Source organism: Pigmentiphaga sp. CHJ604 (assembly GCF_036972535.1).
Taxonomy (GTDB): domain Bacteria; phylum Pseudomonadota; class Gammaproteobacteria; order Burkholderiales; family Burkholderiaceae_B; genus Pigmentiphaga; species Pigmentiphaga daeguensis.
The window spans coordinates 4,846,684-4,867,590 of the sequence record NZ_CP136998.1 but is presented as its reverse complement, the minus strand read 5'-3'; the positions used below and the strand labels follow the sequence as shown (position 1 = coordinate 4,867,590).

The following is a 20,907-nucleotide window of genomic DNA, read 5'->3' as shown; positions in this document are numbered from 1 at the left end:
CTGGTTTCTAGCGGTGCAGGATGAACTCGAGCACGAACCGGGTGCCGGTGTAGGCCAGCAGCAGGAAGGCGAAGCCGACCAGCGTCCAGCGCAGCGCGATGCGGCCGCGCCAGCCCCAGACCTGGCGTCCCAGCAGCAGCAGGCCGAAGGTCAGCCATGAGAGCAGCGTGAAGACGGTCTTGTGGTCCAGGGGCAGCGCGGTGCCCGACAGCGACTCGGAGATGACGATGCCGCTGATGACGGCCAGGGTCAGCAGCACGAAGCCGACCCAGATCAGCCGGAACAGCAGGCGTTCGAGCACCAGCAGGGGCGGCACGGCGTCGAACAGGCGGGCGTAGACCCGGGCCGAGTGCCGGGGCTGGGGCGGGTTGCTGGCCGAGATGTCGTGCAGGCGCCGGTCGGCCGAGGCCATCAGCAGCGCGTGCAGGGCGGCGATGGTGATCATGCTGTAGGCGGCCAGCGCGATCGCCAGGTGCACGCGCAGCCAGCCGCTGTCGGCATGGGCGATGACGCGGCCCTCGGGAAAGACCACGGGCAGCACGGTGCCGATCACGCCCAGTGGCATCAGCCAGAGCCGCAGGCCGTCGATGGCCACCCACAGGCTTTCGGCCCAGAAGACGACCAGGCCCAGCCACAGCGCGGCCGAGATGCCCAGGGCGAAGCCCAGTTTCAGGTTGCCGTCCCCCAGCATGGCCTGCTGGACCGCCAGGCCGTGCAGGATCAGCACCAGCGCCAGCCCCAGGCGCTCGGCGGAGCCGGTCCGGGGTTCGGGGTGCGACGAGACGGCTCGCCACGCGAATACCGTCAACAAGGCGTAACCGGCCGCAGCCAGTGCGTGCAATACAATTCCCATATCCATGGAAGTGTAAGCGAATCCCATTCATGCTCGATAACCTTACCGCCCGCCTGTCGCGCGTCGTCAAGACCCTGAAGGGGGAAGCGCGCCTGACCGAGGCGAATACGCAGGAAATGCTGCGCGAAGTCCGTCTGGCGCTGCTGGAAGCCGACGTGTCCCTGCCGGTCGTGCGCGAGTTCGTCGCGCGGGTCAAGGAAAAGGCGCTGGGCGAGGACGTCATGGGCAGCCTGACGCCCGGCCAGGCGCTGGTGGGCGTGGTCCACAAGGAACTCACCGCCCTCATGGGCGGCGACCTCGGACCCCACGCGAGCGAGCTGTCGCTGGCCCAGCAGCCCCCCGCCGTGATCCTGATGGCGGGCCTGCAGGGCTCGGGCAAGACCACCACCACCGGCAAGCTGGCCCGCTGGCTGGCCGAAGGCGGCCATGTCCAGAACGGCCGCAAGACGGGCAAGAAGAAGGTGCTGGTGGTCAGCGCCGACGTCTACCGTCCCGCCGCCATCGAGCAGTTGAAGACCGTGGCCGCACAGGCCGGCGTCGACTTCCTGCCCTCGTCGGCCGACCAGGCGCCCGAGGCCATCGCCCGCAACGCGCTCGACCATGCCCGCAAGCACCATTACGACGTGCTGATCGTCGATACGGCCGGCCGCCTGGGCATCGACGAGGCGCTGATGAACGAGATCCGCGCGCTGCATGCCCTGCTCGAGCCGATCGAGACCCTGTTCGTGGTCGACGCCATGCTGGGCCAGGACGCGGTCAACGTGGCCAAGGCCTTCAACGACGCCCTGCCGCTGACCGGCGTGGTCCTGACCAAGCTGGATGGCGATGCGCGCGGCGGCGCCGCGCTGTCGGTGCGCCACGTCACCGGCAAGCCGCTGAAGTTCGTCGGCGTGTCCGAGAAGCTGTCCGGCCTCGAGCCCTTCCATCCCGAGCGCATGGCGCAGCGGGTGCTGGGCATGGGCGACATCCTGTCGCTGGTCGAGGAAGCCCAGCGCGCGATCGACGTGGACGAGGCGCAGAAGCTGGCCGCCAAGCTCAAGTCGGGCGACAAGTTCGACCTGAACGATTTCCGCGCCCAGATCGCGCAGATGAAGAACCTGGGCGACATGGGCTCGCTGCTGGAGAAGCTGCCGGCGCAATTCTCGCAGGCGGCCTCGCAAATCGACAGCAAGCAGGCCGGCAAGCAGATCCGGCGCATGGAAGGCATCCTGAACTCCATGACCGAGCTCGAGCGTGCCAAGCCCGAGCTGATCAAGGCCTCGCGCAAGCGCCGCATCGCCACCGGCGCCGGCGTGCAGGTGCAGGAGGTCAACCGCATGCTGTCGCAGTTCGAGCAGATGCAGGCCATGATGAAGCAGATGAAGAAAGGCGGCATGGCCAAGATGATGCGCGCCATGGGCGGCATGAAGGCGCTGCGCGGCATGAAAGGCTTGCCTGGACTCAAGTAAAGCCCCGACAATCGCGGTTCCGTGGTCCCGTCTCCAGGAACGATGAGCGCAGCGCCGCAGCCAGGCCGTCTAGTGTGGGATGCCGCAGCCGGCGACGGCCGCCTGTCGGTCGAGGGCGACTGGTCGCTGGCGGGCTTCGAGGCCCTGCGCCGCGAGACCGCCCGTTTCGATGCGATCCCCCAGGTGCGCGTGCTGGACCTCAGCCGGCTGGGCGTCCTGGACACCGCGGGCGCCGCGCTGCTGGTCGACCTGCTGGGCGCGGAGCGCCTGCCCGGGTTGCTGGCCTCCGGCCCCCCGGTGGAGGCATCGCGCCGCGCCTTGCTCGACACCATCATCCGCGCCCAGGGCGCGGTCCAGCAATGCAAGCCACCCGAGCCGCCGTCGCCGGTGGCCGAGCTGCTGTGCCACGTGGGCGAAGCCGCCGAGCAGTTCTGGAAGCACGCCGTGGGCCTGTGCGGGTTCATCGGCCTGACGCTCGAAAGCCTGGGCCGTTCGCTGGTGCGTCCGCGCACGTGGCGACTCACGGCCACCGTCGCCCAGATCGAGCAGATCGGACTGAACGCCGTTCCCATCATCGCCTTGCTGACTTTCCTGGTCGGCGCCGTCGTGGCCTTCCTGGGCGCCACGGTGCTGCGGGACTTCGGCGCCACGCTCTATACGATCAACCTGGTCGGCTTCGCCTTCCTGCGCGAGTTCGCCGTGCTGCTGACCGCCATCCTGATGGCGGGCCGGACCGCCAGCGCCTTCACCGCGCAGATCGGCTCGATGAAGGCCAACGAGGAAATCGACGCCATCCGGGCCCTCGGGCTCGACCCCATCAACATGCTGGTGCTGCCGCGCGTGCTGGCCATGCTGGTGTCGCTGCCCGTGCTGACCTTCATGTCCATGCTGACCGGCATCGCCGGCGGCATGGTGGTCTGCGCCTGGAGCCTGGACATCCCGCCGTCGCTGTTCCTGTCCACCCTGCGCGAGAGCCTGGACGTGCGGCATTTCTACGTGGGCATCGTCAAGGCGCCGATCCTGGCCTTCATCATCGCCGTGATCGGCTGCCTGGAGGGCTTCAAGGTCAGCGGCAGCGCCCAGTCCGTGGGCGAGCACACCACCTCCAGCGTCGTGCAGGCGATCTTCATGGTGATCCTGATCGACGCGCTGGCGGCGCTGTTCTTCATGGAGATGGGATGGTGACGGCCGACGAACCCATCGTGCGCGTGCGCGGGCTGGTCAACCGCTTCGGCGCCCAGACCGTGCACGAAGGGCTGGACCTGGACATCCGCCGGGGCGAGATCCTGGGCGTGGTGGGCGGGTCGGGCTCGGGCAAGTCGGTGCTGCTGCGTTCCATCGTGGGGCTGCGGCGGCCGACCGCCGGCAGCGTGCAGGTGTTCGGCCAGGCGCTGGACGAGCTGTCCCCCGAGCTGCGTTCGCGCCAGGAGCGCCGGATGGGGGTGCTGTTCCAGCGCGGCGCGCTGTTCTCCTCGCTGTCCGTGACCGAGAACGCCGCGCTGCCGCTGATCGAGCACGCGGGCCTGGCGCGGCCCGAGGCCGAGCGGCTGGCGCGGCTCAAGCTGGCGCTGGCGGGCCTGCCGGTCGAGGCCGGCGCCAAGTCCCCGGCCTCGCTGTCGGGCGGCATGGTCAAGCGGGCGGCGCTGGCGCGCGCCCTGGCGCTGGATCCCGACCTGCTGTTCCTGGACGAGCCCACGGCGGGACTGGATCCGATCGGCGCGGCCGCCTTCGACGACCTGATCCGCACCTTGCGGGATGCGCTGGGGTTGACCGTGTTCCTGGTCACGCATGATCTGGATACGCTCTACGCCATTTGCGACCGGGTGGCGGTGCTGTCGCAGCGCAAGGTGCTGGTGGTGGACCGGCTGGAAGTGGTGGAGCGGGTCGACGATCCGTGGATACAGGAGTATTTCCAGGGGCCGCGCGGACGCGCGGCGTCGCGGGCGGCCGAACGGCCGCGCAAGGAGGAGTAGATGGAAACCCGGGCGCATCATGTCGTGATCGGCCTGTTCCTCGTCATCGCGGTGACGGGGGCCCTGCTGTTCGCGCTGTGGCTGGCCAAGAGCCATTCGGACGCCAGCGTGGCGCAGTTCGACATCGTGTTCAACGAAGCGGTCAACGGACTGTCCGAGGGCAGCGCCGTCATGTACAGCGGCATCAAGGTGGGCGACGTGGCGCGGCTGCGGCTCGATCCCGTGGACCCGCGCAAGGTGGTGGCGCGGATACGGATCGCCAGCGACGTGCCGGTCAAGGAGGACACGGTGGCGCGCCTGCGCCTGACCGGCGTCACCGGTACCTCGGTGATCCAGCTCGGCAGCGGCACGCCCGAGAGCCCGCGCCTCCTGCCCAAGGGCGACGAGGTGCCGGTCATCGTGGCCCTGCCGTCGCCCATCACCCAGCTGCTGGCGGGCGGCGAGGACCTGATGCTGAACATCAACGAGATGGTCGCCAGCGCGCGCCAGATCATGTCGCCCCAGAATGCCCGGCAGATCAGCCGCATCCTGGAACATCTCGAGGAAAGCACCGCCGAGCTGGCCGCGCAGCGCGAGGGCTTCGCGAAGCTGAGCGGGCAACTGGGCGAGATCGGCCGGCAGACGTCCGAGGCCCTGGCCAAGGCCAACTCGCTGATGACGCACACCGACGAACTGGTCGGCTCGCAGGGGAAGGACACCATGCAGAGCGCCCAGCAGGCCATGGCCTCGCTGGCGCGCGCCAGCGACAGCATCGACCGGCTGGTGCAGGAGAATCGCGGCGCGCTGGGCAGCGGCGCCCAGAGCCTGAGCGAGCTGGGCGGCGCGCTGCGCGAGATGCAGGCGACGATGGCGTCGCTGCGGGCCATCACCCGCCGCCTCGAGGACAATCCGGCCGACTACCTGCTGGGCCGCGAACAACCCAAGGAGTTCACCCCATGAGACGCGCGGGCGCAATCATCCGTTGGGCGGGCATGTCGCTGGCGGTGCTGGCTTCGGCGTGCACGCTGCTGCCGGAACAGAAGACGGTCGACATCTACCGGCTGCCGGCCACGCAGGCGGCGCCTGCGCCGGGAGGCAGGGCCCAGGCCTGGTCGCTGCGCATACGCAGCCCCCATGCCAACGCCGTGCTGGACAGCGCGCGCATCGCCGTCATCGTCCAGGGCGACCAGATCAGCACCTATGGCGGAGCGCGCTGGACCGACGCGCCGCCGACCCTGGTGCGCACCCGCCTGGCGCAGGCCTTCAGGCTGGACGGCCGCGTCGCGTCGGTGTCGACCACCGACAGCAACGTGCGCGCGGACCTGGAGCTGGACAGCGACCTGCGGGCCTTCCAGAGCGAATACCGCGGCGCGGTGCCCCATGCGGTCGTCAGCCTGGACGCGCGGTTGATCTCGACCTCGACGCGGCGCGTGGTGGCCTCGCGCAGCTTCGAGGTCGCGCAGCCGGCGGGCGGGGTCGAGGTGCCGGCCGTGGTGTCGGCCTTCGGCCTGGCCACCGACGCGCTGGCCGCGCAGGTGGTCCAGTGGGCGGTGGAGCAGGGGGCCGCTGTTCAATCCGGCAGGCCGGAGTAATCGCCGCCCGTACCGGGATTGTGGACGTCCTTTTTTGTGGATACCATCAACTATATGGTTGATTTAATCAATCATATACGGGCGCCGGCCAGCGGCGCCGATGACCACATGGCCAAGGAGACGTTCGATGATCGTTCTGGAAAGGGTGGGGCGCAGGGTCGGAGGAGTGTTCTGCATGGCGGCGGCCGCTTGGGCGGGAGGAAGCGCCGGGGCCGCCGAGCCGCTCGCGGCGGGATTTCCGGGGCGCACGGTCCAGGTGATCGTGCCCTATCCGCCGGGCGGCCTGACCGACGGACTGGTCAGGCAACTGGCGGCCGAGCTGGGCCAGTCATGGAAGCAGAGCGTGGTCGTGGAAAACCGGGGCGGCGGCGGCACGACCATAGGCACCGCGCAGGTGGCCCGTGCCCAGCCTGATGGCCATACCCTGCTGTTTACCAGCACGGGCCTGGTCACCAACCAGATCCTGATGAAATCGCTGCCCTACGAGGCGAACGCCCTGGCGCCCGTGGCGATGGGCGGCACCGCGCCCAACGTGCTGTACGTGCGGCCCGGGCTGCCCGTCCGGTCGGTGGCCGAACTGGTGGCCTATGCGAAGGCCCGGCCCGGCGAGGTGAAGTTCGCCTCGACCGGGAACGGTTCGAGCCCGCACCTGACGGCCGAGCTGCTGGCGTCCCGCGCGGGCATTTCCATCCTGCACGTGCCTTACAAGGGGGCGGGGCCAGCCTTGACCGACCTGCTGGCCGGCCATGTCGATGCCATGTTCCACTTCCCCGCGTCCCTTGCCCTGGCCAGGCAGGGCAAGCTGCGGGCGCTGGCGGTGGCCGCCGACGAGCGCCTGGCCGACGCGCCGGACCTGCCCACCGTGGTGCAGGCGGGCGTGCCGGGCGTGGTATCCGGAAGCTGGTTCGGCTTCTTCGTGCCGTCCGCGACGCCGGAGGCGATCCAGGACAAGATCCATCGCGACGTGGCGCAGGCCCTGCGGGCGCCTGCGGTGCAGCGCTACATGCAGGAATCGGGACTGGTGTCTCCGCCCATGTCGCGCGCCCAGTTCTCGGCCTTCATCGAGCACGAGCGCGACAAGTGGGCCGAGGTCATCCGGACGCGCAACATCCGGCTGGAATAGCGGCGGTCAGTTGGCCTGCGCCAGCCGGGCCAGCGTGGCGGCCAGCGCTTCGCCCACGGGGATCTTGGCGGCCGCTTCGTCGCGGCGGCCCTGCAGTTCGATCTGCCCTTCCTTCAGGCCGCGGTCGCCGATGGTGACGCGCACCGGCACGCCGATGAGCTCCCAGTCGGCGAACATCACGCCCGGGCGTTCGTCGCGGTCGTCCAGGATCGCGTCGACGCCGGCTTCCTTCAGGCCTTCGTAGAGCTTGGTCGCGGCTTCGCGCACCGCTTCGCTCTTGCCCCAGCCCACCGGGCAGACGACCACCTCGAATGGCGCCAGCGCGCGCGGCCAGATGATGCCGCGCCCGTCGTGATGCTGTTCGATGGCGGCGCCCAGCAGGCGCGTGACGCCTATGCCGTAGCAGCCCATCTGCAGCAGCGCGGGCTTGCCGGTCTCGTCCAGGTAGGTGGCCTTGAGCGCCTCGGAATACTTGGTGCCCAGGAAGAACACATGGCCGACCTCGATTCCGCGCTGGATCGCCAGCGGGCCGCTGCCGTCCGGCGACGGATCTCCGTCGACGACGTTGCGCAGGTCGGCCACCAGGTCGGGCTCGGGCAGGTCGCGTCCCCAGTTCACCCCCACGTAGTGGTGGTCGGCCTGGTTGGCGCCGGTGATGAAGTCGTGCAGGTTGGCAACGGTGCGATCGGCCACCACCTTGACCGGCTTGGCGGTGCCCACGGGCCCGATGAAGCCCGGCACGCAGCCGAAGTGCTCGACGATCTCGGCATCGGTGGCGAAGCGGTAGCCACGGTCCAGGCCGGGGATCTTGCCGGCCTTGATCTCGTTCAGTTCATGGTCGGCGCGCACCAGCAGCAGCCAGATCTGGACCGGCTTGCCGGGCTCTTCCGGTTCGACCGCCAGCGCGAGGGATTTCACGTGGCTGGCCAGCGGCAGGCCCAGCATCTGGGCCACGGCTTCGCACTTGGTGGCGCCGGGGGTCGGGGTTTTCTCCAGGGCCCGGCCGGGCGCCGCGCGCTGGGCGACCAGGCAGGGGGCCTCGGCCAGCTCGATGTTGGCGGCGTACTGGGTGGCCGGGTTGTAGACGATGAGGTCCTCGCCGGTGTCGGCGATGACCTGGAATTCATGGCTGCGCGTGCCGCCGATGGAGCCGGTGTCGGCCGCCACGGCGCGGAAGGTCAGCCCCATGCGGGTGAAGATGCGCATGTATGCGTCGTACATGGCGTCGTAGCTCTTCTGGGCGCCGGCTTCGTCGCGATCGAAGGAATAGGCGTCCTTCATCGTGAACTCGCGGCCCCGCATGACGCCGAAGCGCGGCCGGCGCTCGTCGCGGAACTTGGTCTGGATGTGGTAGAAATTCTTGGGAAGCTGGCGCCAGCTGTGGATCTCGTTGCGGGCGATGTCCGTGATGACCTCTTCCGAGGTCGGCTGCAGCACGAAGTCGCGGCCGTGGCGGTCCTTCATGCGCAGCAGCTCGGGGCCGTACTGTTCCCAGCGGCCCGATTCCATCCACAGCTCGGCGGGCTGCACCACCGGCATCAGCAGCTCGAGCGCGCCGGCGCGGTTCATTTCCTCGCGGATGATGGCCTCGACCTTGCGGATGACCCGCAGGCCGATGGGCATATAGTTGTAGATGCCGCCGGCCAGCTTGCGGATCATGCCCGCGCGGGTCATGAGCTGGTGGCTGACGATCTCGGCGTCGGACGGTGCTTCCTTGAGGGTGCCGATATGGAACTGCGATGCGCGCATTGCGGTGCTCACGTGGGTGGATACGAGTTCGGCCCCCTGGGCCTATAATTGACTCAATTGTATGAGAATCGCTGGGGTGGCTCATGCTGGATCGTGAAGGTTACCGTCCCAACGTCGGCATCATCCTCGTCAACCAGAAGAACGAGGTCTTCTGGGGCAAGCGCGTCAACGAACATTCCTGGCAGTTCCCGCAGGGCGGCATCAAGCACGGTGAAAGCCCTGTCCAGGCGATGTTCCGCGAGCTCCACGAAGAAGTGGGCCTGCGGCCCGAGCATGTCCGCATATTGGGTAGAACACGCGACTGGTTGCGCTATAACGTGCCCGAACACTTCGTCAGGCGTGAATGGCGCGGGCACTACAAAGGTCAGAAGCAGATCTGGTTCCTGCTTCGGATGCAGGGGCGCGATTGCGACGTCTGCCTGCGGGCGTCGTCGCATCCGGAGTTCGACGCGTGGCGCTGGAGTTCCTACTGGGTTCCGCTGGAATCGGTCATCGAGTTCAAGCGCGACGTCTATACGCTGGCCTTGAACGAGCTTGCGGTCGTGCTCTTCCGCCGGAACCACGAGACCCGGTACCTGCGCCAGCACATCGGTTCGCACCGGCGCGGCCAGGGCGAACCGCAGGCGTCCCTGTCCAAGGAAGCCCCCGAGGTCTGAACCCCCGCGACCTCCTGCGCGGGGTTCGGGTATCGTGTCGGGTGCAACCTGTATATGGAAAACACTTATGCCTAGTCAGTTCGCCGGGGCGCGTCCTGCCCGCCGGGCCCTGCGCGCCGCCGCCTGGGCCGGCGCCGGATGCCTGGCCCTGCTTCTTGCCGCCTGCGGCAGCCAGCCGCGAGGCGAGGGCAACTACCTGCTGGACGACATCGATGCCCAGCGCACCTTGCCCGATGCCGGATGGGAAGCCCTGAAGTCGGAATTGCCGCCCGTGCCCACCGAGGCCGACGTGCTGCCCGTGGAAAACCTGTCGCGCAACGAACGTTTCCGCTTCGGCGTGGATCCGCGCTCCATCCAGATCGCCCCGGGGCTGATCGTGCGCTATACGCTGCGCGCGGTCAGCGACATGGGGGCCGAGAACATCTCGTACGAGTCGGTCCGTTGCGGGACGCGCGAGTGGCGCACCGTGGCCCTGTACCGGCCCGGTGCCGGCTGGCAGCGCCCGGTGCACGACGAGTGGCGCCCCTTGCTTCCCAATACGATCCAGCACCTGCTGCGCAACGGCGTGCTCTGCTCGGGCGGCGGCCCGGCCGGCGCCAAGGCGTCGGACCTGGCCTATCGCGTGCGCCACTGGGACCGCTACGCCGACGCCATGGCGGGCCGCAACACGCAGTGACCGGCATGCGGGCGGGCGGATGATCCCGCCTGGGCCGCCGTCAGCAGCCGACCAGCGTCACGGTGATGCGCCTGCGGTGCGGGCGCCGGCGGTGTTCCCACAGGTAGACGCCCTGCCAGGTTCCCAGCGCCAGGTCGCCGCCGGCCAGCGGCAGCGTCACGCTTGCCGCGGTCAACGCCGCCCTGACGTGGGCCGGCATGTCGTCCGGGCCTTCGGCATCGTGCGCATACAGCGGATCGCCGTCCGGGACCAGGCGTGAAAAATAGCGTTCCAGGTCGGCCAGCACGTCGGGATCGGCGTTTTCGGTCACCAGCAGCGAACAACTGGTGTGGTGGGCGAAGACGTGCGCCACGCCGGCATTCATGCCGCTTTCCCGCGCGTGGCGCCGGACGTGCCCGGTGATTTCGATCAGGCGGCGGCCGGGCGTCTCGATGGTGAAGGCGTGCTGGGCCACGAGGGCTGGAGAGGTTTTCATGGCGCGGGCATCCTGCGTGCACAAACAAAAACGCACAGCCTGAGCTGTGCGCTTGCGTGCCTGGCTACAGGCTTGTCGACCAGATCAATGGTCGGGGCGAGAGGATTCGAACCTCCGACTCCTGCGTCCCGAACGCAGTACTCTACCAGGCTGAGCTACGCCCCGACTTGTCGGTCCGGCCTGCCGGCTACGGGCTGTACAACTTGCCCGGCAGGCCGTCTTGCTTTTTTCAGCGATCTCGGTTGATCGCGAAAGCGCAGAATTCTAGCAGAGAATCCCGGAAAGCGGAAACGGGGTAGCCGGAAATCGCCGTGATCGCCGCGTCCGCCTCGATCCGGGCCCGGGCGCGGGTGTAGTCCAGGGCGTCCGATTCCCGGATCGCGGCGGCGACGGCGGCGAAATCGCCTTCGCCGTTTTCGATCGCGGTGCGCACCAGTGTCTGCTGCGCCGGCGTGCCCACGTCCAGCAGGCGGATCAGCGGCAGCGTGGGCTTGCCTTCGCGCAGGTCGTCGCCCAGGTTCTTGCCCAGCGCCTCGGCCTCGCCGCTGTAGTCGAGCACGTCGTCGATCAGCTGGAATGCCGTGCCGGCGCGCCGGCCGTATTCCGCCGCCGCGGCTTCCTGGTCGGGCGTGGCGCCGGCCAGCACCGCGGCCAGCTGGGCCGAGGCCTCGAACAGCCGGGCGGTCTTGTAGCGCACCACCTGCAGATAGCGCTCCTCGGTCACCAGGGGGTCGTGCACGTTCAGCAGTTGCAGCACCTCGCCCTCGGCAATGACGTTGGTGGCATCGGCCAGGATCTGCATGACGCGGACCGAGCCGGTCTCGACCATCATCTGGAACGAGCGGGAATGCAGGAAGTCGCCCACCAGCACGCTGGCGGCGTTGCCGAAGACCGCGTTGGCCGTGGCGCGGCCCCGCCGCAGCGCCGATTCGTCGACCACGTCGTCGTGCAGCAGCGTGGCCGTATGGATGAATTCCACCACCGCGGCCAGCAAATGATGCTGCTGCCCCTCGTATCCCAGCGCCCGGGCGACCATCAGCAGCAGGGCAGGCCGCATCCGCTTGCCGCCCGCGCCTATGATGTAGTCGGCGATGGTGCGGATGAGCGGGACGTCGGAGTCGAGTCGTGCCCGGATGACGGCATCGACGCGCTGCATGTCGTCGGCAATGGGGGCGAACAGGGTCGGCAGGCTCAAGGGGAATCCGTGGGTAGACTGGCCGTTGCCGGCCAGGTGTGCAACAAAAGCCGAGATGCAACAACCGGCGGCATGGCGTACAGAGAGGCCCGCGAGCGGGCGGCGGCGCCCGAAAGCGCCGTGGCAACGAAATTATACCGGGGCTGTGCGCGGGGCGATGCCGGGATTGACGCCGCGGTACAACTCCGGTTATAGTCTATGGTTCGACCCCCATTGGGGGTTCGAGCTTTGAACAATCCAAGAGGTCATCCCATGTACGCGGTCATAAAAACCGGTGGCAAGCAGTATCGCGTTGCCGCTGGCGAAAAACTGAAGATAGAACAGATACCGGCAGACATCGGGCAAGAGATCACGCTGGACCAGGTCCTGGCAGTGGGCGAAGGCGATCAACTCAAGATCGGCGCGCCTCTTCTGTCCGGTGCCGTGGTCACGGCCAAGGTTCTTGCACACGGTCGCCACGACAAGGTCCGCATCTTCAAGATGCGTCGGCGCAAGCACTACCAGAAGCGCCAAGGCCACCGTCAAAACTACACCGAAATCCAGATCGGCACCATTTCCGCCTGATGGGAGCCCGGCGCGGCCGGGCACCGGAATGTAGGCAAGAATCGGTAACGAACAAGCAGGAGTGCAAACATGGCACAGAAAAAGGGCGGCGGTTCCACACGGAACGGCCGCGACTCAGAAGCGAAACGCCTGGGCGTCAAGGCCTACGGCGGTGAATTGATCCCGGCTGGCTCGATCATCGTTCGCCAGCGCGGCACCCGTTTCCACCCCGGCGTCAACGTCGGCGTGGGCAAGGACCACACCCTGTTCGCGCTGGTCGACGGCCGCGTGCAGTTCGCGGTCAAGGGCGCCCTGCGCAAGCATACCGTCTCGATCGATCCTGTGTAAGGGATAGGCCCCCCTACGCGCTGACGCGCGCCCAGCATGGTGAGCCCCCAGCCGCTGCGCGGCAGCCCCCCGAGGGGGCCGGGGCCCGCCTTGGGGCGGCCCGGCGCCGGGCCCCGAGGGGCGGCACTGGCGGACCGGCGGAGCCGGATCCGCTGTGCCCTGGATCTGGGCTTGGCTTCGTGGGGTAGGGTATGTGGTCACGGGGAGCCTTGGCTCCCCGGAAAAATAGCGCCGCCGCGCGATGTTACGCGTGGGGGCTTTTTTTTATGATCGCGCTAGTATTGGCACTTGCACGGTCATTTCTTTTGAATCTTTGAAACCCCGCCGCCGCGCCTCCCGGGATGCGGTGGATCCGGCTTTGCCGGTCCACCCGCATCGCCCCCTGGGGGGCGCGCGAAGCGCGTAGGGGGGGGCATGAAATTCGTCGACGAAGCCACCATCGAGGTAGTTGCCGGCAAGGGCGGCAATGGCGTGGCGAGCTTTCGCCGCGAGAAATTCATTCCCTTCGGCGGACCCGATGGCGGTGATGGCGGGCGGGGCGGCAGTGTCTACGCCGTGGCCGACCGCAACATCAATACGCTGATCGACTACCGCTACGCCCGTCTGCACCGCGCCCAGAACGGCGAGCAGGGCAGCGGTTCCGACCGCTATGGCGCCGGCGGCAGCGACATCACGCTGCGCATGCCGGTGGGCACCATGGTCTACGACGCCGAGACCAACGAGCTGCTGTTCGACCTGGCTACCCATGGCCAGAAGGTCGTGCTGGCCGCCGGCGGCAACGGCGGCCTGGGCAACCTGCACTTCAAGTCCAGCACCAACCGCGCGCCGCGGCAGTTCACCCACGGCCGCCCGGGCGAACAGCGCAAGCTGCGGCTGGAGCTGAAGGTGCTGGCCGACGTCGGCTTGCTGGGCATGCCCAACGCCGGCAAGTCCACGCTGATCCGCAAGCTGTCGAACGCCCGGCCCAAGGTGGCCGACTACCCGTTCACCACCTTGCATCCGAACCTGGGCGTGGTGCGCACCGATGCCGAACGCAGCTTCGTGATCGCCGACATTCCCGGGCTGATCGAGGGCGCGTCCGAGGGCGCCGGGCTGGGGCACCAGTTCCTGCGCCACCTGTCGCGCACGCGCCTGCTGCTGCACCTGGTGGACGTGGCGCCCATGGATCCCACGGTGGACCCCGTGCACGAGGCGCGTGCCATCGTCGAGGAATTGCGCCGCTACGACCCGACCCTGTACGAGAAGCCGCGCTGGCTGGTGCTCAACAAGGTCGACATGGTGGACGACCCGCAGGGCCTGAAAGAGGCGTTCTGCCTGGAGTTCGGCTGGGACGGCCCGGTATTCTGCATTTCCGCGCTGGCCGGCGACGGTACCCAGGAACTGGCCTGGGCCGTCCAGAACTGGCTGGACGAGCAGCGCGAGGCCGAGCAGGCCTTCGACGAGGACCCGCGCTTCGTCGAAACCCAGGCGTCCGCGGCCAAGCCGGAGCCCGTCCGCCGCCGCCCGCCGCGCCGTGCGCCGGCCGATGGCGGTGACGCGGGGCCGCAGACGCCCGAAGATGCCCCCGACGACGGCGGCGATGCCGGCGGCGAAGGCGGCGATGGTGGTGGCGACGGCGATTGAGTTCCACGATGAATAGCACTTCCGTGATCGCCGCCGCCCGGCGGCTCGTGATCAAAGTAGGCTCCTCGCTGGTCACCGACGAGGGACGCGGCCTGGACCGGCGGGCGCTGCTGCGCTGGGCCGGGCAGATCGCGCACCTGCGCGCGCTGGGCAAGGAAGTCGTCCTGGTCTCCAGCGGCGCCATCGCGGAAGGCATGCTGCGCCTGGGCTGGGACAAGCGGCCCACGCTGGTACCCGAACTGCAGGCGGCCGCGGCGGTCGGCCAGATGGGCCTGGCGCAGGCCTACGAAAGCGTATTCGCCGAACATGCGCTGCATACCGCGCAGATCCTGCTGACCCATGAGGACCTGTCGGACCGCACGCGCTACCTGAACGCGCGGTCGACGCTGTTCACGCTGCTGCGCCTGGGCGTGGTGCCCATCATCAACGAGAACGACACGGTGGTCACCGACGAGATCAAGTTCGGCGACAACGACACCCTGGGCGCGCTCGTGACCAACCTGATCGAGGCGGACGCCCTGATCATCCTGACCGACCAGGCCGGGTTGTATTCGGCCGATCCGCGCAAGCATCCCGACGCGAAGTTCGTGTCGCATGCGCGCGCGGGCGATCCCGAACTGGAGTCCATGGCCGGCGGCGCCGGCAGCAGCCTGGGCAAGGGCGGGATGCTGACCAAGATCCTGGCCGCCAAGCGGGCGGCCGGCAGCGGCGCGCATACCGTGATCGCGTCGGGCCGAGAACCGGACGTGCTGGTGCGGCTGGCCGGCGGAACCTGCATAGGGACCGAACTGCGCGCCTCGCTGCCGCTGTTGTCGGCGCGCAAGCAATGGATCGCCGACCACCTGCAACTGCGCGGACGCGTCACCGTGGACGAGGGAGCGGCCCTGGCGCTGACCCGCGACCACAAGAGCCTGCTGCCCATAGGCGTGACCGCGGTCGAGGGCGAGTTCGAGCGCGGCGACGTCGTGGCCTGCGTGGACGCCTCCGGCAAGGAACTGGCGCGCGGGCTGATCAACTACTCCTCCGGTGCGACCCGCCGCATCATGCGCCAGCCCTCGAGCCGGATCGAGGCGCTGCTGGGCAGCATGGAAGAGCCCGAGCTCATGCATCGGGACAACATGGTCATCCGCTGACCGCGATTCTCCGTATATCGACGGCAACAACCCAGGCACGGGGGCGACGTTCCGATGGACGTCGTCCCCGTGCCTCTGTTATTTTGTGTACGCTGTACACATTTGTCGTCCCCACCCATCCACCATGCCGCGTGCCGGCATGAGGAGCTCATCCGTGACTGCCGACCTAGACCGCCGCAAACGCTGGCTGGCCCTGATGGTGCTGTGCCTGGGCGTGCTGATGATCGTGCTCGACACGACGATCGTCAACGTGGCGCTGCCTTCCATCCGCGATGACCTGAAGTTCTCCGAGACCGCGCTGGTCTGGGTGGTGAACGCCTACATGCTGACTTTCGGCGGCTTCCTGCTGCTGGGCGGGCGGCTGGGCGACCTGTACGGGCACCGGCGGCTGTTCGTCGCCGGCATCGCGCTGTTCACCCTGGCGTCGCTGGCCTGCGGGCTGGCCCAGTCCCAGGCCGTGCTGGTGGCGGCGCGCGCGGTGCAAGGCCTGGGCGGGGCGGTGGTTTCCGCGGTGTCGCTGTCCCTGATCATGATGCTGTTCCCCGAGCAGGAGGACCGCGCCAAGGCCATGGGCGTCTACGGCTTCGTGTGCGCGGGGGGCGGCAGCATAGGCGTGCTGCTGGGAGGCTTCCTGACCAGCGTGCTCAGCTGGCATTGGATCTTCCTGGTCAACCTGCCCATAGGCGCCGCCGTCTACGGCCTGTGCATGGCGCTGCTGCCGGCGAAGGGCGGCCAGCCCGGCGAGCGGCTGGACATGGCCGGCGCGGCGGCCATCACCGCCTCGCTGATGCTGGCCGTGTATGCGGTGGTCAATGGCAACGAACGCGGCTGGACCTCTTTCCATACATTGGGCTTGCTGGGCGCCGCCGCCGTCCTGCTGGCGGCTTTCCTGGCCATCGAGTCCCGGGTGCGCGCGCCGCTGATGCCCCTGGCGCTGTTCCGGCTGCGCAACGTGGCCACGGCCAACGCGGCGGGCGTGCTGTGGGCCGCCGCCATGTTCGCCGCCTTCTTCATTTCCGCGCTGTACCTGCAAGTGGTGCTGGGCTACAGCCCCATGCAGGTGGGCCTTGCTTTCCTGCCGGCCAACATCATCATGGCGGTGTTCTCGCTCGGCCTGTCGGCGCGGCTGGTGATGCGCTTCGGCATCCGCGCGCCGCTGGCCTGCGGGCTGGCGCTGGCGTCGGTGGGGCTGGCGCTGTTCGCGCGCGCGCCGATCCAGGGCGATTTCCTGATCGATGTGCTGCCCGCCATGTCGCTGCTTGGCCTGGGCGCGGGCATCGCGTTCAACCCCATGCTGCTGGCGGCCATGAACGACGTGGACCCCCGCGATGCCGGACTGGCCTCGGGGGTGGTGAATACCTCGTTCATGATGGGAGGCGCGCTGGGCCTGGCCGTGCTGGCCAGCCTGGCGGCGGCGCGCACGAGTTTCCTGCTGGAGCGGGGCGCCGCCGAGGCGGCCGCGCTGAATGGCGGCTACCAGCTGGCCTTCGCCCTGGGCGCCGCATGCGGCGCGGTGGCCGCGGTCCTGTGCGCGATGCTGCTGCGTCCGCCCGCCACGGCACGGGCGGGCGATTCCGCGCCGGCGGCGTAGCGGCGCCGGGCGGGCCGGGGCGGGAGGGGTACGGTCGGGCCAGATGCGCGCGGGCGTCGCTCGCGCTACCATCTGCCTGCGTCTTGGCCGACGCCTCCACGCAACGCAGGTTTCACTAGGTCTCCTCCGTATGCGCTACATCCTTTCGCTGGACCAGGGCACGACCAGTTCGCGCGCCCTGCTGATCGACCACGCCGGGCAGATCGTCGCCGTCGCCCAGAAGGAATTCCCCCAGTTATTCCCCCGTCCGGGCTGGGTCGAGCACGACCCCGAGGACATCTGGCAATCGCAACTGGCCGTGGCTCGTGCCTGCCTGGCGCGGGCTCCCACCTCGCTCGTGGGCAACGGTTATTCGCGTGCGCCCGCCATCGCGATCGGCATCACGAATCAGCGCGAGACCACGGTGCTGTGGGACCGCATCACCGGCAAACCGGTGGCGCATGCCATCGTCTGGCAGGATCGGCGCACGGCCGATCGCTGCGACCAATTGCGCCGGGAAGGGCATGAGGCGCTGATCCAGCGCAAGACCGGGCTGGTGCTGGACGCCTATTTTTCCGCCTCCAAGCTGCAATGGCTGCTGGACCACGTGCCGGGCGCCAGGCAGCGTGCGCGCAACGGCGAACTGGCTTTCGGCACCGTCGACGCCTGGCTGATCTGGAAGCTGACCAACGGCCGCGTGCACGCCACCGACGCCAGCAATGCCTCGCGCACGCTGCTGTTCGACATCCATCGCATGGCCTGGGACGAGGAATTGCTGGACCTGTTCGACATCCCGGCCAGCGTGCTGCCCGCCGTGGTGCCGTCGTGCGCGGTACTGGGCGAGACCGAGCCCGATCTGTTCGGCGCGGCGGTGCCGATCGCGGGCGTGGCGGGCGACCAGCAGGCGGCCACGTTCGGGCAGGCCTGCTTCGAGCCCGGCATGGTCAAGAACACCTATGGCACCGGCTGCTTCATGCTGATGAACACCGGCAACGTGCCCATGCCCAGCCAGAACAAGCTGGTGGCCACGGTCGGCTGGCAGGGGCCGGCCGCCGCCGATCCGGCCACGCGCACCGCCTATTGCCTGGAGGCGTCGGTGTTCATGGCGGGCGCCACCATCCAGTGGCTGCGCGACGGCTTGAAGATGATCGCCAGCGCCCCCGAGGTCGAGCCGCTGGCCGCCAGCGTGGCCGACGCGGGCGACGTCTACCTGGTACCGGCCTTCACCGGACTGGGTGCGCCCGACTGGGACGCCTATGCGCGCGGCACGCTGATCGGCCTGACGCGCGGCACGACCCGCGCCCACATCGCCCGCGCGGCGCTGGAGTCGATCGCGTTGCAGGCCACCGATGCGCTGACCGCGATGATGGGCGATTCCAGCCTGGCCATCCGGGAATTGAGGGTGGACGGCGGCGCCTGCGGCAACGACCTGCTGATGCAGATGCAGGCCGATTTCCTGGGCGTACCGGTGGTGCGGCCCCAGGTTACCGAGACGACGGCGCTGGGCGCGGCCCACCTGGCGGGCCTGGCCACGGGGTTCTGGGCCGACGGGGCCGAGATCGCCTCGCAATGGGCGCTGGACCGGCGCTTCGAGCCGTCGATGTCCGAGACCGCCCGCCGTGCCAAGGTCGAGCGCTGGCGCGAGGCGGTCGCGCGCTCCCGCGCGTGGGCCCGGACTTGACCGTGTCCACGCAGGCGCCGCTGCGTACCGACCGGGCCGGGTTGCTGGCCCGGCTGGCCGAGCCCCGGGATTACGACGTGGCGGTGATAGGCGGCGGCGCCACCGGCCTGGGCGTGGCGCTGGATGCGGCCACGCGAGGCCTGCGCGTGGTGCTGGTCGAGGCCCATGACTTCGCCAAGGGCACCTCCTCGCGCGCGACCAAGCTCGTGCACGGCGGCGTGCGCTACCTGGAGCAACGCAATTTTCCGCTGGTGCGCGAGGCTTTGCGAGAACGGCAGATCCTGTTGCGCAACGCGCCGCACCTGGCGCAGCCGCTGCCCTTCGTCGTGCCCGCCTACCGGTTCTGGGAAAAACCGTACTACGGAACGGGCCTGGTCCTGTACGACGTGCTGGCCGGCAAGGCCGGCCTGGGGCGCACGCGCTGGCTGGACGCGCGGGCCATCACGGCCCGCCAGCCCGGGCTGCGGACGCAGGGGCTGCGCGGCGGCATCGAATATTGGGACGGCCAGTTCGACGATGCCCGGCTGGCCATCGCACTGGCGCGCACCGCGGCGCGCGAGGGAGCGCTGCTGGTCAACCATTGCGCCGCCGTCGGCCTGGTCCGTGAACAGGGCAGGGTGGCCGGCGTGCGGTGCGAGGACCGCGAAACCGGCCGCTCGTACGTCCTGCGCGCCGCCTGCGTGGTGAACGCCGCGGGCATCTGGGTCGACGCGGTGCGGCGCCTGGACGCCCGCGCGGAGGCGGTCGAGGACACCATCGTGTTCAGCCAGGGTGCGCACGTGGTCGTGTCGCGCGACTTCCTGCCCGGGGACCGGGCGCTGCTGGTGCCGCGCACGCGCGACGGCCGGGTGCTGTTCGCGCTGCCCTGGATGGGCAGGACCGTGATCGGCACCACCGACACCCCCCGGCCCGGCCTGGAGCTGGAGCCGCGCCCGCTGGCCGAAGAAGTGGACTTCCTGCTGGGCGAGGCCGGCCGCTACCTGGCGCGCGCGCCGGGCGCCGGGGATGTCTCCAGCGCCTGGGCGGGCCTGCGTCCGCTGGTCCGCCCGGCGGGGCACGCCAGCACCAAGGATGTCAGCCGCGAGCACGTGGTCCGGATCGAGGACGACGGGCTGGTCACCGTGGCCGGCGGCAAGTGGACCACGTACCGCGCCATGGCCCGGGACACGCTGGACGCCTGCCTGGATGCCGGGTTGCTCGCATCCGCCGGTCCCTGCGTGACGGCGGACCATGCCCTGGTGGGAGCCGAGCCGGCCAGGCACAGCATCGGCGATGCCCCGGGCCTGTGGGGGTATGGCAGCGAGCGGGACGCGCTGCTTGCCCTGCCGGGCGCGGACCGCGAACTGGGCGGCGGATTGACCGAGGCCATGGTGCGCTTTGCCGCGCGCCACGAATACGCGCGCACGGTCGAGGACGTGCTGGCGCGCCGCTCGCGCCTGCTGTTCCTGGACGCCCGCCTGGCACGGGAGCTGGCGGGCGAGGTCGGAAGGCTGCTGGCCGAGGAGACTGGCGTCGACGCGGGCGCCGGGGTGTTCCGCGAACTGGCGGACAGTTATTTGCGCTGGCCGGCCGAGGCGTCATCCTCGGGCACCACCAGCTTCTCCAGGTAAGCCAGGTCCTCGCGCAGCAGCCGCAGGGACTCCTTGACGTCGGGCACCCGCGCCCGGCGCGATTCGTCGCGGCGCAGGGCATGGATGGCCATGTCGGCGATGGCCTCGGCCACTTCCTGCTGGCCCAGGCGCCCGCTGGGCTTGAACCACCATGCGGTCCAGTTGCACATGCCGATCAGCCCGAAGGCCGCGACATGCGGATCGGCCATGCGGAAATGGCCGAGCTGGATGCCGCGCTCGATGATGCCGCTGAAGTCCGCCAGCACGCTGCGGCGCGCCGTATGCATCGAGGCGCGCTGGCGCTGCGTGAGGTCCGACTCGTTGCGGTCGGCCACGCGGAACTCGGCCGGGCGCGACAGGATGAGATTGGCGTAGTCGGTGACCAGTTCCCGCAGCGCCTCGGCCGGATCGCGGTCCTGGCGGGAGACGGCGGCGTTGGCCAGTTCCCGGGCCGAGGTCAGGATTTCCTCGGTCAGCGCCCGCAGGATCGCGTCCTTGTTCTTGAAATAGTAGTAGACGGCGGTACGGCTCAGGCCCAGCGATTCGGCGATGTCCTGCATGCTGGTGCCGCCCGTGCCGCGTTCGATGAAGAGCTTGGCCGCGGCGTCCAGGATGGCGCCGCGCAGGACTTCCCCTTTCATCGTTGCCTTGGTGGGAAGCTCGTTCACGGATAGGGACTT

The 20,907-nt window shown here is 69.2% G+C and carries 20 protein-coding genes and 1 tRNA gene; 15 read left to right on the top strand and 6 right to left on the bottom strand.

Going from position 1 to position 20,907, the window contains the following annotated elements:
• Window positions 1-7 precede the first annotated feature (7 nt).
• Window positions 8-859, bottom strand: coding sequence for a cytochrome c biogenesis protein CcsA (gene ccsA / locus R4823_RS23340; RefSeq protein ID WP_087841760.1), 852 nt, complete (start codon window positions 857-859; stop codon window positions 8-10).
• Between the two features lie 23 nt (window positions 860-882).
• Between ccsA and ffh the strand changes: the two genes are divergently transcribed.
• The 6 genes from ffh to R4823_RS23310 all read left to right on the top strand — a co-directional run bounded on the left by ffh (window position 883) and on the right by R4823_RS23310 (window position 6,968).
• Window positions 883-2,301 (top strand): signal recognition particle protein, encoded by a 1,419-nt coding sequence (ffh, locus tag R4823_RS23335; protein ID WP_087841678.1) that lies wholly within the window; start codon window positions 883-885, stop codon window positions 2,299-2,301.
• 42 nt (window positions 2,302-2,343) lie between these two features.
• On the top strand, window positions 2,344-3,486 hold the full coding sequence (locus R4823_RS23330) for an ABC transporter permease (RefSeq protein ID WP_132980551.1): 1,143 nt from the start codon (window positions 2,344-2,346) through the stop codon (window positions 3,484-3,486).
• Window positions 3,480-4,274 (top strand): ATP-binding cassette domain-containing protein, encoded by a 795-nt coding sequence (locus R4823_RS23325; protein WP_207958688.1) that lies wholly within the window; start codon window positions 3,480-3,482, stop codon window positions 4,272-4,274. Before R4823_RS23330 ends, R4823_RS23325 begins: the two co-directional genes overlap by 7 nt.
• Window positions 4,275-5,213 carry an MlaD family protein gene (locus R4823_RS23320; protein WP_087841676.1) on the top strand — a complete coding sequence of 313 codons (939 nt, stop codon included), beginning with the start codon at window positions 4,275-4,277 and terminating at the stop codon, window positions 5,211-5,213.
• Window positions 5,210-5,845, top strand: a complete 636-nt coding sequence (locus tag R4823_RS23315) for an ABC-type transport auxiliary lipoprotein family protein (RefSeq protein ID WP_132980552.1) — start codon at window positions 5,210-5,212, stop codon at window positions 5,843-5,845. Before R4823_RS23320 ends, R4823_RS23315 begins: the two co-directional genes overlap by 4 nt.
• 127 nt (window positions 5,846-5,972) lie before the next feature.
• On the top strand, window positions 5,973-6,968 hold the full coding sequence (locus tag R4823_RS23310) for a tripartite tricarboxylate transporter substrate binding protein (RefSeq protein WP_165963330.1): 996 nt from the start codon (window positions 5,973-5,975) through the stop codon (window positions 6,966-6,968).
• A 6-nt stretch (window positions 6,969-6,974) separates the two neighbouring features.
• Here the strand turns inward: R4823_RS23310 and R4823_RS23305 are convergent, their stop codons facing one another.
• Window positions 6,975-8,717, bottom strand: a complete 1,743-nt coding sequence (locus tag R4823_RS23305) for a proline--tRNA ligase (RefSeq protein WP_132980554.1) — start codon at window positions 8,715-8,717, stop codon at window positions 6,975-6,977.
• A gap of 83 nt (window positions 8,718-8,800) precedes the next feature.
• Here R4823_RS23305 and R4823_RS23300 point away from each other — a divergent pair, with 83 nt between their 5' ends.
• Together R4823_RS23300 and R4823_RS23295 are read left to right on the top strand one after the other, a co-directional pair.
• Entirely contained in the window at window positions 8,801-9,373 is a 573-nt protein-coding gene (locus R4823_RS23300) for an RNA pyrophosphohydrolase (protein WP_087841672.1), read from the top strand.
• 67 nt (window positions 9,374-9,440) lie between these two features.
• A complete protein-coding gene (locus R4823_RS23295) occupies window positions 9,441-10,049 on the top strand; it encodes a CNP1-like family protein (protein ID WP_132980555.1) in 609 nt (202 codons plus the stop codon).
• 40 nt (window positions 10,050-10,089) lie between these two features.
• Here R4823_RS23295 and R4823_RS23290 read toward each other — a convergent pair whose 3' ends face one another.
• The 3 genes from R4823_RS23290 to ispB form a co-directional block, all read right to left on the bottom strand.
• On the bottom strand, window positions 10,090-10,524 hold the full coding sequence (locus R4823_RS23290; RefSeq protein ID WP_087841670.1) for a secondary thiamine-phosphate synthase enzyme YjbQ: 435 nt from the start codon (window positions 10,522-10,524) through the stop codon (window positions 10,090-10,092).
• A gap of 88 nt (window positions 10,525-10,612) precedes the next feature.
• Window positions 10,613-10,689: transfer RNA gene (locus R4823_RS23285), tRNA-Pro, on the bottom strand.
• Window positions 10,690-10,753: 64 nt separating this feature from the next.
• Window positions 10,754-11,719 carry an octaprenyl diphosphate synthase gene (ispB, locus tag R4823_RS23280; RefSeq protein WP_087841669.1) on the bottom strand — a complete coding sequence of 322 codons (966 nt, stop codon included), beginning with the start codon at window positions 11,717-11,719 and terminating at the stop codon, window positions 10,754-10,756.
• 252 nt (window positions 11,720-11,971) lie between these two features.
• Between ispB and rplU the strand changes: the two genes are divergently transcribed.
• From rplU to R4823_RS23245, 7 genes are all read left to right on the top strand, one after another.
• The gene (gene rplU / locus R4823_RS23275) at window positions 11,972-12,283 is read left to right on the top strand and encodes a 50S ribosomal protein L21 (RefSeq protein ID WP_087841668.1); all 312 of its coding nucleotides are present in this window, start codon (window positions 11,972-11,974) and stop codon (window positions 12,281-12,283) included.
• A gap of 69 nt (window positions 12,284-12,352) precedes the next feature.
• Window positions 12,353-12,610, top strand: coding sequence for a 50S ribosomal protein L27 (gene rpmA, locus R4823_RS23270; protein ID WP_087841667.1), 258 nt, complete (start codon window positions 12,353-12,355; stop codon window positions 12,608-12,610).
• Window positions 12,611-13,024: 414 nt separating this feature from the next.
• Entirely contained in the window at window positions 13,025-14,233 is a 1,209-nt protein-coding gene (gene obgE, locus R4823_RS23265) for a GTPase ObgE (protein ID WP_338616229.1), read from the top strand.
• Between the two features lie 8 nt (window positions 14,234-14,241).
• Window positions 14,242-15,366 carry a glutamate 5-kinase gene (gene proB / locus R4823_RS23260; protein WP_165963331.1) on the top strand — a complete coding sequence of 375 codons (1,125 nt, stop codon included), beginning with the start codon at window positions 14,242-14,244 and terminating at the stop codon, window positions 15,364-15,366.
• Between the two features lie 154 nt (window positions 15,367-15,520).
• On the top strand, window positions 15,521-16,957 hold the full coding sequence (locus tag R4823_RS23255; RefSeq protein ID WP_087841664.1) for an MFS transporter: 1,437 nt from the start codon (window positions 15,521-15,523) through the stop codon (window positions 16,955-16,957).
• Window positions 16,958-17,087: 130 nt separating this feature from the next.
• Window positions 17,088-18,617, top strand: coding sequence for a glycerol kinase GlpK (gene glpK / locus R4823_RS23250; protein ID WP_087841663.1), 1,530 nt, complete (start codon window positions 17,088-17,090; stop codon window positions 18,615-18,617).
• A gap of 2 nt (window positions 18,618-18,619) precedes the next feature.
• Window positions 18,620-20,227 (top strand): glycerol-3-phosphate dehydrogenase/oxidase, encoded by a 1,608-nt coding sequence (locus R4823_RS23245; RefSeq protein WP_243724668.1) that lies wholly within the window; start codon window positions 18,620-18,622, stop codon window positions 20,225-20,227.
• On the opposite strand, the gene R4823_RS23240 is transcribed toward R4823_RS23245, so the two are convergent.
• Window positions 20,170-20,895: a TetR/AcrR family transcriptional regulator gene (locus R4823_RS23240; RefSeq protein WP_087841661.1), complete on the bottom strand. Its 726-nt coding sequence runs from the start codon at window positions 20,893-20,895 to the stop codon at window positions 20,170-20,172. The two genes, R4823_RS23245 and R4823_RS23240, sit on opposite strands and share 58 nt — an antisense overlap.
• Between the last annotated feature and the right edge of the window lie 12 nt (window positions 20,896-20,907).

Coding starts and splice junctions, on each gene's coding strand:
- ccsA (WP_087841760.1), bottom strand. CDS start 859: ATGGATATGGGAATTGTATTGCACGCACTGGCTGCGGCCGGTTACGCC.
- ffh (WP_087841678.1), top strand. CDS start 883: ATGCTCGATAACCTTACCGCCCGCCTGTCGCGCGTCGTCAAGACCCTG.
- R4823_RS23330 (WP_132980551.1), top strand. CDS start 2,344: ATGAGCGCAGCGCCGCAGCCAGGCCGTCTAGTGTGGGATGCCGCAGCC.
- R4823_RS23325 (WP_207958688.1), top strand. CDS start 3,480: ATGGTGACGGCCGACGAACCCATCGTGCGCGTGCGCGGGCTGGTCAAC.
- R4823_RS23320 (WP_087841676.1), top strand. CDS start 4,275: ATGGAAACCCGGGCGCATCATGTCGTGATCGGCCTGTTCCTCGTCATC.
- R4823_RS23315 (WP_132980552.1), top strand. CDS start 5,210: ATGAGACGCGCGGGCGCAATCATCCGTTGGGCGGGCATGTCGCTGGCG.
- R4823_RS23310 (WP_165963330.1), top strand. CDS start 5,973: ATGATCGTTCTGGAAAGGGTGGGGCGCAGGGTCGGAGGAGTGTTCTGC.
- R4823_RS23305 (WP_132980554.1), bottom strand. CDS start 8,717: ATGCGCGCATCGCAGTTCCATATCGGCACCCTCAAGGAAGCACCGTCC.
- R4823_RS23300 (WP_087841672.1), top strand. CDS start 8,801: ATGCTGGATCGTGAAGGTTACCGTCCCAACGTCGGCATCATCCTCGTC.
- R4823_RS23295 (WP_132980555.1), top strand. CDS start 9,441: ATGCCTAGTCAGTTCGCCGGGGCGCGTCCTGCCCGCCGGGCCCTGCGC.
- R4823_RS23290 (WP_087841670.1), bottom strand. CDS start 10,524: ATGAAAACCTCTCCAGCCCTCGTGGCCCAGCACGCCTTCACCATCGAG.
- rplU (WP_087841668.1), top strand. CDS start 11,972: ATGTACGCGGTCATAAAAACCGGTGGCAAGCAGTATCGCGTTGCCGCT.
- rpmA (WP_087841667.1), top strand. CDS start 12,353: ATGGCACAGAAAAAGGGCGGCGGTTCCACACGGAACGGCCGCGACTCA.
- obgE (WP_338616229.1), top strand. CDS start 13,025: ATGAAATTCGTCGACGAAGCCACCATCGAGGTAGTTGCCGGCAAGGGC.
- proB (WP_165963331.1), top strand. CDS start 14,242: ATGAATAGCACTTCCGTGATCGCCGCCGCCCGGCGGCTCGTGATCAAA.
- glpK (WP_087841663.1), top strand. CDS start 17,088: ATGCGCTACATCCTTTCGCTGGACCAGGGCACGACCAGTTCGCGCGCC.